We start from the raw sequence: 14,398 nt of genomic DNA, 5'->3' as shown, positions 1-14,398 counted from the left end.
TGCCAAGCAAAAACCTAAGTCGTTTCGACTTAGGTTTTTTTGTGTTTATTTTTATTTACCGAATGTTAAAATCCATAAATTTAATAACGCTAAAGAAGAAAAAAGAATGAAATAGAGGCTGTTTAAAATAAGGGCAATGATTTTTTGTACTCCTGATTTTCCGAATGCTCCTAAAATAATCCCTAAGATAGGAAAGATTATTTCTATCATAAGTGTATATTTAAAATAATGAGAGTAGAAAAAATGGGATGATATAAATAAGTATTCAATAATTACAGCAATTACTGCGATGGAGAAAAATAAATAGGATAATAACACAGTTATTTTTTTCACGGTTATTCCCCCTTAGAAATTAAATCGTTATAATATAAGTTCTATTGATGTATAGAACAGAAGAGTGTATATATTTTAATTAAAACATACTGAAGTACCATATAAACAGTTATACGTAAAATAGATCTCTAGAAATATATATTCTAATTCCCTTTCCTTCTTGTATATAGTTGCAATTCTTCTTTTGAATATAACTAAAACACGAACGTTATCGATGACTAATAAAAAAACATTCGATTATTTATTGACATTGTTTATGAAATATTGTTAATATAGCCATAGAAACAATAATATATAAGACCTCATATAATCGCGGGGATATGGCCTGCAAGTCTCTACCTAACGACCGTTATTCGTTAGACTATGAGGGAAAGTCACTCGGTATTTTTCTATTCACAAGGGATACGTATGCCTGAGTAGAGCGCTTTCTCTCATAGTAAAAGAGAAACTGTTCTATTTCAGGCTTTTTTTATTTGAATCGGGGGGATTCTAATATGAAATCACTAGTTGGAGTCATAATGGGAAGCACGTCAGACTGGGAAACAATGAAATATGCTTGTGACATTTTAGATGAATTAAATATACCGTATGAGAAAAAAGTTGTATCGGCTCATCGGACTCCGGATTATATGTTTGAATATGCAGAAACTGCTCGTGAACGTGGATTAAAAGTTATTATTGCTGGAGCTGGTGGAGCAGCACATTTACCAGGAATGGTTGCAGCGAAGACAAATCTTCCTGTAATCGGTGTCCCAGTTCAATCAAAAGCGTTAAACGGCCTAGATTCGTTATTATCCATTGTCCAAATGCCAGGAGGGGTTCCAGTTGCAACTGTTGCAATTGGTAAGGCTGGTTCAACAAATGCTGGATTGCTTGCTGCACAAATACTTGGATCATTTCATGATGACATACATGATGCATTAGAGTTGAGACGAGAGGCTATTGAGAAAACTGTGCGTGAAGGTAGTGAGCTAGTATGACGAGAATCATCTTACCTGGAAAAACAATCGGCATTATTGGAGGCGGCCAGCTTGGAAGAATGATGGCGCTGGCAGCTAAGGAGATGGGTTATAAAATTGCTGTTTTAGATCCTACAAAGCATTCACCATGTGCACAAGTTGCTGATATTGAGATTGTTGCATCTTATGACGATCTAAAAGCAATTCAGCATTTAGCAGAGATAAGCGACGTTGTCACATATGAATTTGAGAATATTGATTATAGATGTTTACAATGGCTTGAGAAACATGCGTATTTACCACAAGGTAGTCAATTATTAAATAAAACGCAAAATCGTTTTACTGAAAAGAATGCAATTGAAAAAGCGGGGTTACCGGTAGCATCGTATAGATTGGTTCAAAATCAAGATCAACTTACAGAAGCAATTAAAGAGTTATCTTTCCCTTCTGTCTTAAAAACAACGACAGGTGGATACGATGGTAAAGGGCAAGTGGTTTTAAAGAGTGAAGCTGATGTTGTGAGAGCAAAAGAGCTTACTAATAAAGCAGAATGCATTCTTGAAAAATGGGTACCTTTTGAAAAAGAAATATCAGTTATTGTAACTCGTAGTGTAAGTGGTGAAACGAAAGTATTTCCCGTAGCGGAAAATATTCATGTGAATAACATTTTACATGAATCTATCGTTCCAGCTCGCATTACAGAAGAACTTTCTCAAAAAGCAATTACTTATGCAAGAGTACTTGCGGATGAATTAAAACTTGTGGGAACACTAGCGGTAGAGATGTTTGCTACAGCTGACGGTGAGATTTACATTAATGAATTAGCACCAAGACCTCACAATTCAGGACACTATACACAGGATGCATGTGAAACGAGTCAATTTGGTCAACATATTCGAGCAATCTGTAATTTACCTCTTGGAGAAACAAATTTGTTAAAACCAGTTGTCATGATTAACATTTTAGGCGAACATATAGAAGGGGTCCTAGGACAAGTGAATAGATTAGCCGGGTGCTATTTACACTTGTATGGAAAAGAAGAAGCAAAAGCACAGCGAAAAATGGGGCATGTTAATATTTTAAATGATAATATTGAAGTCGCTCTAGAAAAAGCGAAGAGTTTGCATATTTGGGACCATCAAGAACAACTGTTGGAGGGAAAAAGATGATTAATCGTTATACACGCCCTGAAATGGGTGCGATTTGGACGGAAGAGAACAAATTTAAAGCGTGGTTAGAAGTTGAGATTTTAGCGTGTGAAGCATGGGCTGAGCTTGGCGATATTCCAAAAGAAGATGTGAAAAAAATTCGTGAACATGCATCATTTGATATTGATCGTATTTATGAAATTGAAAAAGAAACACGTCATGATGTAGTTGCTTTCACTCGTGCTGTATCAGAAACACCAACATTAGGCGCGGAACGTAAATGGGTTCATTACGGTTTAACATCTACAGACGTAGTAGATACAGCTTTATCTTATATCTTAAAACAAGCAAATGAAATCTTGTTAAAAGACTTAGAAAACTTTGTTAGCATTTTAGCTAATAAAGCGAAAGAGCATAAATACACGATTATGATGGGAAGAACACACGGTGTACATGCAGAGCCAACAACATTTGGTTTAAAACTTGGTCTTTGGTATGAAGAAATGAAACGTAACGTAGAGCGTTTCAAACAAGCTGCTGATACAGTTCGCGTTGGTAAATTATCTGGTGCGGTTGGTACATATGCAAATATTGATCCATTCGTAGAAAAGTATGTTTGTGAAAACTTAGGATTAGAAGCAGCACCAATTTCAACACAAACATTGCAACGTGATCGTCATGCACATTACATGTCAACACTTGCACTAATCGCAACATCTGTTGAAAAGATGGCAGTTGAGATTCGTGGTTTACAAAAGAGTGAAACACGTGAAGTTGAAGAGGCTTTCGCAAAAGGTCAAAAAGGTTCTTCTGCAATGCCACATAAACGTAATCCAATTGGATCTGAAAATATGACTGGTTTAGCTCGTGTTATCCGCGGTTATATGATGACAGCTTACGAGAATGTTCCGTTATGGCATGAGCGTGATATCTCTCACTCTTCTGCAGAACGCGTAATTTTACCAGATGCTACAATCGCGTTAAATTACATGTTAAATCGCTTTGGTAATATCGTTAAAAACTTAACTGTATTCCCAGAGAATATGAAACGCAATATGACAAGAACATACGGCTTAATTTACTCTCAGCGCGTAATGCTTACACTAATTGACAAAGGTCTGGTACGTGAAGAAGCTTATGATATCGTACAGCCTAAAGCAATGGAAGCTTGGGAAACACAAGTACAATTTAAAGAGCTTGTAGAAGCTGAAGAGCGTATTACAAGTAAGTTAACGCAAGAAGAAATTAACGAATGTTTCAATTATGAACATCATATGCAACACGTTGATACAATCTTTGAACGCCTTGGATTAAACGAAGCGTAAAATTTCATATGGCACAGAATAGAGTCATTCTGTGCCATTCTTTATAAAAATATTATTCACATTTTTCAAACTACAGGGGGCTTGCGAAATGCAAAAGCTAGAATTGCTGTATGAAGGTAAGGCAAAAAGAATTTATCGTACAGAAGCAGCAGATATGGTTTGGGTAGAGTACAAAGATAGTGCGACTGCTTTCAATGGGGAGAAAAAAGCGACAATTACAGGAAAAGGTCGTTTGAACAATGAGATTACAACTTTATTGTTCAGAAAGTTACAAGAAGTTGGAATTAAAACACATTTTGTGGAGAAGTTATCTGATACAGAACAACTTGTCAAAAAGGTGAGTATTATTCCATTAGAAGTTGTCACAAGAAACGTAATTGCAGGTAGTCTTTCAAAAAGACTAGGAATGGAAGAAGGAACTGCTCTTACAACACCAATCGTAGAATTTTACTACAAAGATGATGATTTAGGAGATCCACTTGTAACGGAAGATCATATTCGTTTGTTAAATGTTGCAACACCAGAGCAAGTAAGCGTATTACGAGATGCAGCTCTACAAATCAATCAAGTGCTGATTGAGCATTTCGCAAGCTGTCGTGTAAGATTAGTAGATTTTAAATTAGAGTTTGGCGTAACAGAAGAAGGGGAAATCATATTAGCAGATGAAATTTCACCAGATACTTGCCGTTTATGGGATGAAACGAGCAATGAAAAATTTGATAAAGATGTATTCCGTCGTGATCTTGGGAATTTAACAGAAGCATATGAAGAAATTTTAAAACGTTTAGGGGGAGCTTCACATGTATAAAGTTAAGGTATATATAACGTTAAGAGAAAGTGTATTAGATCCACAAGGAACTGCGGTAAAGGGAGCACTTCATAGTCTTTCATTTACAGAAGTACAAGACGTTCGAATCGGAAAGTATATGGAATTAACAATTGATAAATCAGTATCTGATCTGGATAGCAAGGTAAAAGAAATGTGTGAAAAATTATTAGCAAACGTTGTAATGGAAGACTACCGTTATGAAGTTGAGGAGGTTGTCGCACAGTGAAATTTGCCGTAATAGTATTTCCAGGTTCGAACTGTGATGTTGATATGTTTCATGCAATTAAAGATGAGCTTGGCGAAGAAGTAGATTACGTTTGGCATGATACAGAGAACTTAGATGAGTATGATGCGATTCTATTACCAGGTGGATTCTCTTACGGTGACTACTTACGCTGTGGTGCTATTTCCCGCTTTGCTAATGCAATGAAAGCAGTGCAAAAAGCTGCTGAGCAAGGAAAGCCGATTTTAGGTGTATGTAATGGATTCCAGATTCTTGTTGAATCAGGATTACTACCAGGAGCATTAATGAGAAACGAAAACTTAAAGTTTATGTGCCGTACTGTTCAGTTACGTGTTGAAAATAATGAAACGATGTTTACATCACAATATGAAAAAGATGAAGTAATTAACATTCCAATTGCACATGGCGAAGGAAATTACTATTGTGATGAAGCGACTCTTAAACAATTAGAAGAGAATAATCAAATCGCATTCCGTTACGTAGAAAATCCGAATGGAAGCGTTTCAGATATTGCAGGTATTGTAAATGAAAAAGGAAATGTTCTTGGTATGATGCCACACCCAGAGCGTGCTGTAGATGAATTACTTGGCGGTGCTGAAGGTTTAAAAGTCTTTCAATCTATCTTAAAACAGTGGAGGGAAACATATGTCGTTAATGCTTGAGCCAAATCCAACACAAATTAAAGAAGAGCGTATATATGCGGAAATGGGGCTAACAGACGAAGAGTTTACCATGGTTGAAAAGATTTTAGGCCGTTTGCCGAATTATACAGAGACGGGACTATTCTCTGTTATGTGGTCTGAACATTGTAGTTATAAAAATTCAAAGCCAGTTCTTCGTAAGTTTCCAACGACAGGTGAGCGTGTCTTACAAGGACCTGGAGAAGGCGCTGGAATTGTAGATATCGGTGATAATCAAGCGGTTGTATTTAAGATGGAAAGTCATAACCATCCTTCTGCAATTGAGCCATATCAAGGGGCAGCAACAGGTGTCGGTGGTATTATTCGCGATGTATTCTCTATGGGCGCACGTCCAGTAGCTCTATTAAACTCACTTCGTTTCGGTGAATTACAATCACCACGGGTGAAATATTTATTCGAAGAAGTAGTAGCAGGAATCGCAGGATACGGTAACTGCATCGGTATTCCTACTGTTGGTGGAGAAATACAGTTTGATCCATGTTATGAAGGAAATCCACTTGTAAATGCAATGTGTGTAGGCCTAATTAATCATGAAGATATAAAAAAAGGGCAAGCACATGGTGCTGGTAATACAGTGATGTACGTAGGAGCATCAACTGGTCGTGATGGTATTCACGGTGCAACATTCGCATCTGAAGAGTTATCTGAAAGCTCAGAAGCGAAGCGTCCGGCAGTTCAAGTAGGGGATCCATTTATGGAGAAACTTCTTATTGAAGCATGTTTAGAACTTATTCAGTCTGATGCACTTGTTGGAATTCAAGATATGGGAGCTGCTGGTTTAACATCATCTTCTGCAGAAATGGCAAGTAAAGCAGGTATGGGTATTGAAATGTACTTAGATGATGTACCGCAGCGTGAAACAGGAATGACTCCATATGAAATGATGTTATCTGAATCACAAGAGCGTATGTTAATCGTTGTGAAAAAGGGTAGAGAGCAAGAAATAGTAGATTTATTTGAGAAGTACGGTCTTGCAGCAGTTACGATGGGGAAAGTAACTGAAGATAAAATGCTTCGCTTATTCCATAAAGATGTAATGGTAGCTGAAGTACCGGCGGATGCTCTTGCAGAAGAAGCGCCAATTTATTATAAACCGTCAAAAGAAGCAGCATACTTTGCTGAGTTCCAGCAGATGAAAATGGAAACACCGCAAGTAGAGGATTATAAAGAAACGTTATTATCTCTATTACAACAACCAACGATTGCAAGTAAAGAGTGGGTATATGATCAATATGATTATCAAGTACGCACAAGCACAGTTGTTACACCAGGTTCAGATGCAGCGGTTGTACGTGTACGCGGTACAGAAAAAGGATTAGCAATGACGACAGATTGTAACTCTCGCTACATTTATTTAGATCCAGAAGTGGGCGGTAAAATTGCAGTAGCAGAGGCAGCACGTAATATCGTATGTTCTGGCGGGGAGCCACTTGCAATTACAGATTGCTTAAACTTCGGTAACCCAGAAAAGCCAGAGATCTTCTGGCAAATTGAGAAATCAGTAGACGGTATGAGTGAAGCTTGCCGCAAATTACAAACACCAGTTATCGGCGGGAATGTATCAATGTATAACGAGCGTAGTGGTGAAGCTGTATATCCAACACCAACTGTTGGGATGGTTGGACTTGTACACGATTTAAAACACGTAACAACACAAGAATTTAAACAAGCTGGCGATTTAGTTTATGTAATTGGGGAGACGAAAGCTGAGTTTGGCGGAAGTGAATTACAGAAAATGATCTACGGAAAAATTTTCGGTCAATCACCAAGCATCGATCTAGATGTAGAATTAAAACGCCAAAAACAATTACTAGCAGCAATTCAAGCTGGATTTGTTCAATCTGCACATGATGTTGCAGAAGGTGGTTTAGCAGTTGCAATTACTGAAAGTGCAATTGGTGCTAACGGTTTAGGTGCTACTGTGAAATTAGACGGAGAAGCAACAGCAGTATTATTTGCAGAATCACAATCTCGCTTCGTTATAACTGTAAAACGTGAAAATAAAGAAGCATTTGAGAAAGCGGTTGAAGCAATTCAAGTTGGAGAAGTTACAAATACAAATGAAGTAACAATTCATAATGAAGAAAATGAAGTATTACTTACAGCAAATGTAGATGAAATGAGAAAGGCTTGGAAAGGGGCAATCCCATGCTTGCTGAAATAAAGGGGTTAAATGAAGAATGTGGCGTTTTCGGAATTTGGGGGCATGAAAATGCAGCACAAGTTACGTATTACGGGTTGCATAGTTTGCAGCACCGTGGGCAAGAAGGCGCAGGCATTGTTGTAAATAATGGGGAGAAAATCGTCGGTCACAAGGGGTTAGGTTTAATATCAGAAGTGTTTTCAAGAGGTGAGCTAGAGGGATTAAACGGAAAATCAGCAATCGGACACGTACGATATGCAACAGCTGGTGGAAATGAAGTTGCTAACGTTCAACCATTATTATTCCGTTTTTCTGATCATAGTATGGCATTAGCTCATAACGGAAATTTAATTAATGCAAAGATGCTTCGCCGTGAATTAGAAGCAGAGGGAAGTATTTTTCAAACAAGTTCAGATACAGAAGTACTTTTACACCTCATTAAACGTAGTACAAAAGATTCTTTAATTGATAGTGTAAAAGAGGCTCTAAATAAAGTGAAAGGTGCATTTGCATATCTTTTACTAACTGGAAATGAAATGATCGTTGCGTTAGATCCGAATGGGTTCCGTCCTCTTTCAATTGGAAAGATGGGGGATGCTTACGTTGTAGCATCAGAAACATGTGCTTTCGATGTGGTTGGTGCAACATACATTCGTGATGTAGAACCTGGTGAATTGCTTATTATCAATGATGAAGGAATTCACGTAGATCGTTTTACAAATGAAGTAGACCATGCGATTTGCAGTATGGAATACATTTACTTTGCACGTCCAGATTCTAATATCGCTGGTATTAATGTTCATGCAGCACGCAAAAACATGGGGAAACGTTTAGCGGCGGAAGCTCCTATTGAAGCGGATGTTGTTACTGGTGTACCAGACTCTAGTATTTCAGCAGCAATTGGTTATGCGGAGGCGACAGGAATTCCATATGAGTTAGGATTAATTAAAAATCGTTACGTTGGACGTACGTTTATTCAACCTTCTCAAGAACTGCGTGAGCAAGGAGTTAAGATGAAGCTCTCAGCAGTAAGAGGTGTAGTTGAAGGAAAACGAGTTGTTATGATTGACGATTCTATCGTAAGAGGAACGACAAGTAAACGAATTGTTCGCATGCTTCGTGAGGCTGGAGCGACAGAAGTCCATGTAAGAATTGCTTCACCACCTCTTAGGTATCCATGCTTCTACGGCATTGATATTCAAACGAGAAAAGAATTAATCGCAGCAAATAATTCAATAGAAGAAATCCGTCAAATCATCGGAGCAGATTCTTTAACATTTTTAAGTGAAGATGGATTAGTAGATGCAATTGGACGCCCATATGAAGGGAAATACGGTGGTCTATGTATGGCTTACTTCAATGGAGACTATCCAACAGCTCTTTATGATTATGAGAAAGAGCTTTTAGAAAGTATGAAATAAGAAGAAAAAGCTTCTACTTCTTTTGATGTAGAAGCTAGCTTCTTTCTTAAACTGGCCGCCCTGGATGGGGAGAAATTAAAAGACGAGGTGTAAAAAACGATGGCGAATGCATATAAGCAAGCAGGAGTAGATATTGAAGCTGGATATGAAGCGGTATCTCGCATGAAAAAACACGTACAAACAACAATGAGAAAAGAAGTGCTAGGCGGTTTAGGCGGTTTTGGAGGTATGTTTGATCTATCAAAATTTGCATTAGAAGAACCTGTATTAGTATCTGGAACAGATGGCGTGGGAACGAAATTGATGCTCGCTTTTATGGCAGATAAACATGACACAATTGGTATTGATGCAGTAGCAATGTGTGTAAATGATATTGTCGTCCAAGGAGCAGAGCCGCTTTTCTTCCTTGATTATATTGCTTGTGGTAAAGCTGAACCTAGTAAAATTGAAAACATCGTCAAAGGTATATCAGAGGGCTGTCGCCAAGCTGGTTGTGCATTAATTGGTGGAGAAACAGCTGAAATGCCAGGAATGTATTCTACGGAAGAATACGATTTAGCTGGTTTTACAGTTGGAATTGTTGATAAAAAGAAAATTGTAACAGGTGAAAAAATTGAAGCTGGTCACGTATTAATTGGCTTAGCATCTAGCGGCATTCATAGTAACGGTTATTCTTTAGTAAGAAAAGTACTACTAGAAGATGGAGAACTATCTTTAGATCGTATTTACGGACGCTTAGAACTACCTCTTGGTGAAGAATTATTAAAACCAACGAAAATTTATGTCAAACCTATTTTAGAACTATTGAAGAAACATGAAGTATACGGTATGGCACATATTACAGGTGGTGGATTCATTGAAAATATTCCACGTATGTTGCCAGAAGGAATCGGTGCGGAAATTGAATTAGGATCTTGGCAAGTTCAACCGATTTTTAGTTTACTTCAAGAGGTTGGAAAACTAGAAGAGAAAGAAATGTTCAATATTTTTAACATGGGTATTGGTATGGTAGTAGCAGTGAAGGAAGAAGAGGCAAAAGATATTGTTCGTCTTCTTGAGGAACAAGGCGAGAAAGCTCACATTATTGGACAGACTGTACAAGGATCTGGTGTTACCTTTATTGAGGGAACAGAAGTATGAGTAGATTAGCAGTTTTTGCTTCTGGGAGCGGCTCTAACTTTCAATCTCTTATTAATGCGGTAGAAGAAAAAAGATTGGATGCAGATATTAGTTTATTAGTATGTGATAAACCAGAGGCACGCGCTATTGGACGGGCACATTATCACCATATTCCGTGTTTCACCTTTTTAGCGAAAGCATATGAGTCAAAAGAAGCATTTGAAAGAGAGATATTAAAGAAGCTAGAAGAGTATGAAATTGATTATGTTATTTTAGCTGGATATATGCGTTTAATTGGACCGACTTTACTAGCAGCATACGGCGGAAAAATTATTAATGTTCATCCATCACTATTACCGAGCTTTCCAGGTAAAGATGCTGTTGGTCAAGCGTTAGAAGCAGGTGTGAAAGTAACTGGAGTAACGATTCATTATGTAGATGCAGGTATGGATACAGGTCCAATTATTGCGCAAGAAGCAGTAGTTGTTTCTGAAGGGGATACGAGAGAAAGCTTACAAAAGAAAATTCAACAAGTTGAACATAAATTATACGTAAATACAGTGAATCAAATTGTTCAGTCTGTGAAAAAAACAACTGTTAACTAACATACAACCAGGGGTGAAGGGTAAATGAAAAAGCGTGCATTAGTAAGTGTTTCAGATAAAACAGGAGTAGTAGAATTTGTTAAAGGTTTACTTGAACAAGGGATTGAAGTTATTTCAACAGGTGGTACGAAAAAATTATTAGAAGAAAACGGCTTGCAAGTAATTGGTATTTCTGAAGTAACTGGTTTCCCAGAAATTATGGATGGCCGTGTAAAAACATTACATCCAAATATTCATGGTGGTCTATTAGCAGTTCGTGATAATGAAACGCATGTAGCGCAAATGAATGAATTAGGTATTCAACCAATTGACTTTGTTGTTGTTAACTTATACCCATTTAAAGAAACAATCGCTAAGCCTGATGTAACATTTGCTGATGCAATTGAAAATATTGATATCGGTGGCCCAACAATGATTCGCTCTGCTGCGAAAAATCATAAATTTGTATCGGTAATTGTAGATCCAGTAGATTATGATGTTGTATTAGCAGAACTGAAAGAGAACGGTGAAGTAACAGAGGAAACGAAACGTAAATTAGCAGCGAAAGTATTCCGTCATACAGCAGCATATGATGCGTTAATTTCTAACTATTTAACAGAGCAAATGGGCGAAGAAAGCCCTGAAACAGTAACGGTGACATTTGAGAAAAAACAAGATTTACGCTATGGCGAAAATCCACATCAAAAAGCAACGTTCTATAAAGCGCCATTCGCAGCAACTTCTTCTGTTGCATATGCAGAACAATTGCACGGTAAAGAATTATCTTACAACAATATTAATGATGCGGATGCAGCACTGAGCATCGTGAAAGAATTTACAGAACCAGCAGTAGTAGCGGTAAAACATATGAATCCATGTGGTGTTGGAGTAGGTATGGATATTCATGAAGCATACACACGTGCTTATGAAGCGGATCCAGTATCAATCTTCGGCGGTATTATTGCAGCAAATCGTGAAATTGATAAAGCTACAGCTGAAAAGTTACATGAAATTTTCTTAGAAATTATTATTGCACCTTCGTTCTCACAAGAAGCTTTAGAAGTGTTGCAAAGTAAGAAAAACTTGCGCATACTAACTGTAAATATTGAAAAGGAAACGACTGCAAGCAAAAAGCTAACATCTGTACAAGGTGGTCTTCTTGTTCAAGAGGAAGATACATTATCATTAGATGAAAGTGCAATTTCAATTCCAACGAAACGTGAACCGTCAGAGCAAGAATGGAAAGATTTAAAACTAGCTTGGAAAGTTGTAAAGCATGTGAAATCAAATGCAATTGTTTTAGCGAAAGATGATATGACAATTGGTGTTGGTGCTGGACAAATGAATCGTGTAGGTTCTGCGAAGATTGCAATCACACAAGCTGGCGAAAAAGCACAAGGTAGCGCACTTGCATCTGATGCTTTCTTCCCAATGCCAGATACAGTAGAAGAAGCAGCAAAAGCTGGAATTACAGCGATCATTCAACCAGGCGGATCGATTCGTGATGAAGATTCTATTAAAATGGCAGATGCGTATGGGGTTACTATGGTGTTCACTGGTGTACGTCATTTCAAACACTAATAGCGGTTGTTTAAAAAGTCCGGTCAAGATAACTGTCGCATGTCGTCGTTGCAATGCCAGTGCGGTACTCATGTAGGAAAGCTACACTCCGTGTCCTCCTGGCAAATGCGCCTCGACCTGCTCGGTTCTCTTGATCCTCCCTTTTAAACTGTTATTGTTAGGGTTGTTTAAAAGGTCCGGTCAAGATAACTGTCGCATGTCGTCGTTGCAATGCCAGTGCGGTACTCATGTAGGAAAGCTACACTCCGTGTCCTCCTGGCAAATGCGCCTCGACCTGCTCGGTTCTCTTGATCCTCCCTTTTAAACTGTTATTGTTAGGGTTGTTTAAAAGGTCCGGTCGAGATAACTGTCGCATGTCGTCGTTGCAATGCCAGTGCGGTACTCATGTAGGAAAGCTACACTCCGTGTCCTCCTGGCAAATGCGCCTCGACCTGCTCGGTTCTCTTGACCCTCCTTTTAAAACTTCTATTGATATGAAAACAAACTAGGAGCATAGCTTCTAGTTTGTACTTATTTAAGTATTGGGGGATGAAATATGAATGTTTTAGTAATCGGCCGCGGTGGACGTGAGCATGCTTTAGCTTGGAAGTTTGCACAATCTGAAAAGGTAGAAAAAATATATGTAGCGCCAGGTAATGAAGGTATGCGAGACGTTGCAACACCAGTTGATATTGATGAGAATGATTTTGATGCATTAGTCTTATTTGCAAAAGAAAACAATGTAGGCTTAACTTTCGTTGGACCAGAAATTCCACTTATGAATGGAATCGTTGATCGCTTTAAGGAAGAGGGACTTCGTGTATTTGGGCCTAATAAAGCGGCTGCTGTTATTGAAGGTAGTAAAGCTTTTACAAAAGAATTGATGAAAAAGTATGATATTCCAACTGCGGCATATGAAACTTTTACAGACTATGAAGAGGCAGTAAAGTACATTCAAAAAGTTGGTGCACCGATCGTAATTAAGGCAGATGGATTAGCTGCTGGTAAAGGTGTAACCGTAGCAATGACGCTTGAAGAGGCATTGCAAGCTGTGAAAGAAATGCTACAAGATGTGAAATTCGGCGCAGCAAGCAAGAAGGTCGTTATTGAAGAGTTTTTAGATGGACAAGAATTTTCATTAATGGCATTTGTAAATGGAACAACTGTGCATCCAATGGTAATTGCTCAAGATCATAAACGAGCTTTTGATGGCGACAAAGGTCCTAATACAGGCGGAATGGGTGCATATTCCCCAGTACCACAAATTCCGGAGTCAGCGGTTCAAGAAGCGATTCAAACAGTATTACATCCAACTGCTAAAGCGATGATCCAAGAAAATCGTTCGTTTACAGGGATTTTATATGCGGGGCTTATTTTAACGAATGATGGTCCAAAGGTAATTGAGTTCAATGCACGCTTTGGCGATCCTGAAACGGAAGTTGTATTACCACGCTTAGAAAATGATTTAGTTGATGTATGTAACGCTGTATTAGATGAAAGTGAATTAACGTTACAATGGTCAAAGGAAGCAGTTATTGGTGTCGTACTTGCTTCGAAAGGATATCCAGAAGCATATGAAAAAGGTGAAATTATTAACGGATTAGATGCACTGCAAGATGTGATTGTTTTCCATGCGGGTACAGCGATGAAACATGGTGACTTTGTAACAAACGGTGGCCGTGTATTATTTGTTGCTTGTAAGGCGAATAGTTTACAAGAAGCGAAAGATAAGGTATATAAAGAAATCGGTAAAATTGAGAGTGATGGTTTATTTTACCGAAGTGATATAGGATATCGTGCAATTGGGCATGAGATGACGAGAAGCTAATGTATAAAAAATCCCGCTGATTTCTCAGCGGGATTTTTATGCATCTTTATCCTTTTTTAATTTCCCTTTTTGCTTTGCCATTTCTCGAAGCAAATACTCGATGTGTGCATTGACGCTACGAAACTCATCATTCGCCCATTTTTCGATGACTGCGTGTAATTCAGGATCAATACGTAATGGAAAGCTTTTCTTTTTGGCCATAAT

Annotated in this window: 14 protein-coding genes and 1 riboswitch; of the genes, 12 read left to right on the top strand and 2 right to left on the bottom strand. The window is 38.1% G+C overall.

Annotated elements, in window-relative coordinates:
• Window positions 1-51: 51 nt before the first annotated feature.
• Window positions 52-333, bottom strand: a complete 282-nt coding sequence (locus ACE38F_RS26300; protein ID WP_215555040.1) for a hypothetical protein — start codon at window positions 331-333, stop codon at window positions 52-54.
• A gap of 282 nt (window positions 334-615) precedes the next feature.
• Window positions 616-717: riboswitch (purine riboswitch) on the top strand.
• A gap of 110 nt (window positions 718-827) precedes the next feature.
• Here ACE38F_RS26300 and purE point away from each other — a divergent pair.
• The 12 genes from purE (at window position 828) to purD (ending at window position 14,194) form a co-directional block, all read left to right on the top strand.
• Window positions 828-1,313, top strand: coding sequence for a 5-(carboxyamino)imidazole ribonucleotide mutase (purE, locus tag ACE38F_RS26295; protein ID WP_002010008.1), 486 nt, complete (start codon window positions 828-830; stop codon window positions 1,311-1,313).
• The gene (gene purK / locus ACE38F_RS26290) at window positions 1,310-2,461 is read left to right on the top strand and encodes a 5-(carboxyamino)imidazole ribonucleotide synthase (RefSeq protein ID WP_215555041.1); all 1,152 of its coding nucleotides are present in this window, start codon (window positions 1,310-1,312) and stop codon (window positions 2,459-2,461) included. The genes purE and purK overlap by 4 nt, the downstream gene beginning before the upstream one ends.
• Window positions 2,458-3,765 (top strand): adenylosuccinate lyase, encoded by a 1,308-nt coding sequence (purB, locus tag ACE38F_RS26285; RefSeq protein ID WP_215555042.1) that lies wholly within the window; start codon window positions 2,458-2,460, stop codon window positions 3,763-3,765. Before purK ends, purB begins: the two co-directional genes overlap by 4 nt.
• A gap of 88 nt (window positions 3,766-3,853) precedes the next feature.
• Window positions 3,854-4,573, top strand: a complete 720-nt coding sequence (purC, locus tag ACE38F_RS26280; RefSeq protein ID WP_002010014.1) for a phosphoribosylaminoimidazolesuccinocarboxamide synthase — start codon at window positions 3,854-3,856, stop codon at window positions 4,571-4,573.
• Entirely contained in the window at window positions 4,566-4,820 is a 255-nt protein-coding gene (gene purS / locus ACE38F_RS26275) for a phosphoribosylformylglycinamidine synthase subunit PurS (protein ID WP_002159504.1), read from the top strand. Before purC ends, purS begins: the two co-directional genes overlap by 8 nt.
• Entirely contained in the window at window positions 4,817-5,500 is a 684-nt protein-coding gene (gene purQ / locus ACE38F_RS26270) for a phosphoribosylformylglycinamidine synthase subunit PurQ (protein ID WP_002159503.1), read from the top strand. The genes purS and purQ overlap by 4 nt, the downstream gene beginning before the upstream one ends.
• Entirely contained in the window at window positions 5,484-7,703 is a 2,220-nt protein-coding gene (gene purL / locus ACE38F_RS26265; RefSeq protein WP_375370616.1) for a phosphoribosylformylglycinamidine synthase II, read from the top strand. The genes purQ and purL overlap by 17 nt, the downstream gene beginning before the upstream one ends.
• Window positions 7,688-9,103 (top strand): amidophosphoribosyltransferase, encoded by a 1,416-nt coding sequence (gene purF / locus ACE38F_RS26260; RefSeq protein WP_215555044.1) that lies wholly within the window; start codon window positions 7,688-7,690, stop codon window positions 9,101-9,103. The genes purL and purF overlap by 16 nt, the downstream gene beginning before the upstream one ends.
• A gap of 99 nt (window positions 9,104-9,202) precedes the next feature.
• Window positions 9,203-10,243: a phosphoribosylformylglycinamidine cyclo-ligase gene (gene purM, locus ACE38F_RS26255; protein WP_341307841.1), complete on the top strand. Its 1,041-nt coding sequence runs from the start codon at window positions 9,203-9,205 to the stop codon at window positions 10,241-10,243.
• Complete coding sequence (gene purN / locus ACE38F_RS26250; RefSeq protein WP_215555046.1) at window positions 10,240-10,827, top strand: phosphoribosylglycinamide formyltransferase; 588 nt, start codon at window positions 10,240-10,242, stop codon at window positions 10,825-10,827. The genes purM and purN overlap by 4 nt, the downstream gene beginning before the upstream one ends.
• Before the next feature lie 24 nt (window positions 10,828-10,851).
• Window positions 10,852-12,387 carry a bifunctional phosphoribosylaminoimidazolecarboxamide formyltransferase/IMP cyclohydrolase gene (gene purH, locus ACE38F_RS26245; protein ID WP_375370615.1) on the top strand — a complete coding sequence of 512 codons (1,536 nt, stop codon included), beginning with the start codon at window positions 10,852-10,854 and terminating at the stop codon, window positions 12,385-12,387.
• 535 nt (window positions 12,388-12,922) lie between these two features.
• Complete coding sequence (gene purD / locus ACE38F_RS26240; protein ID WP_215555048.1) at window positions 12,923-14,194, top strand: phosphoribosylamine--glycine ligase; 1,272 nt, start codon at window positions 12,923-12,925, stop codon at window positions 14,192-14,194.
• 36 nt (window positions 14,195-14,230) lie between these two features.
• Here the strand turns inward: purD and ACE38F_RS26235 are convergent, their stop codons facing one another.
• Window positions 14,231-14,395, bottom strand: coding sequence for a type II toxin-antitoxin system antitoxin (locus tag ACE38F_RS26235; RefSeq protein WP_001085171.1), 165 nt, complete (start codon window positions 14,393-14,395; stop codon window positions 14,231-14,233).
• Window positions 14,396-14,398: the final 3 nt, after the last annotated feature.

This window comes from Bacillus altaicus (genome assembly GCF_042136375.2).
Taxonomy (GTDB): domain Bacteria; phylum Bacillota; class Bacilli; order Bacillales; family Bacillaceae_G; genus Bacillus_A; species Bacillus_A cereus_U.
Note: the sequence above shows the minus strand (reverse complement) of the source record. Positions and strands in the feature narration are given on the sequence as shown.

Excerpts from the sequence above, each read along its gene's own strand:
- purB (WP_215555042.1), top strand. The coding sequence starts at position 2,458 with ATGATTAATCGTTATACACGCCCTGAAATGGGTGCGATTTGGACGGAA.
- purH (WP_375370615.1), top strand. The coding sequence starts at position 10,852 with ATGAAAAAGCGTGCATTAGTAAGTGTTTCAGATAAAACAGGAGTAGTA.
- purS (WP_002159504.1), top strand. The coding sequence starts at position 4,566 with ATGTATAAAGTTAAGGTATATATAACGTTAAGAGAAAGTGTATTAGAT.
- purD (WP_215555048.1), top strand. The coding sequence starts at position 12,923 with ATGAATGTTTTAGTAATCGGCCGCGGTGGACGTGAGCATGCTTTAGCT.
- purF (WP_215555044.1), top strand. The coding sequence starts at position 7,688 with ATGCTTGCTGAAATAAAGGGGTTAAATGAAGAATGTGGCGTTTTCGGA.
- purM (WP_341307841.1), top strand. The coding sequence starts at position 9,203 with ATGGCGAATGCATATAAGCAAGCAGGAGTAGATATTGAAGCTGGATAT.
- ACE38F_RS26235 (WP_001085171.1), bottom strand. The coding sequence starts at position 14,395 with ATGGCCAAAAAGAAAAGCTTTCCATTACGTATTGATCCTGAATTACAC.
- purN (WP_215555046.1), top strand. The coding sequence starts at position 10,240 with ATGAGTAGATTAGCAGTTTTTGCTTCTGGGAGCGGCTCTAACTTTCAA.
- purE (WP_002010008.1), top strand. The coding sequence starts at position 828 with ATGAAATCACTAGTTGGAGTCATAATGGGAAGCACGTCAGACTGGGAA.
- purK (WP_215555041.1), top strand. The coding sequence starts at position 1,310 with ATGACGAGAATCATCTTACCTGGAAAAACAATCGGCATTATTGGAGGC.
- purC (WP_002010014.1), top strand. The coding sequence starts at position 3,854 with ATGCAAAAGCTAGAATTGCTGTATGAAGGTAAGGCAAAAAGAATTTAT.
- purL (WP_375370616.1), top strand. The coding sequence starts at position 5,484 with ATGTCGTTAATGCTTGAGCCAAATCCAACACAAATTAAAGAAGAGCGT.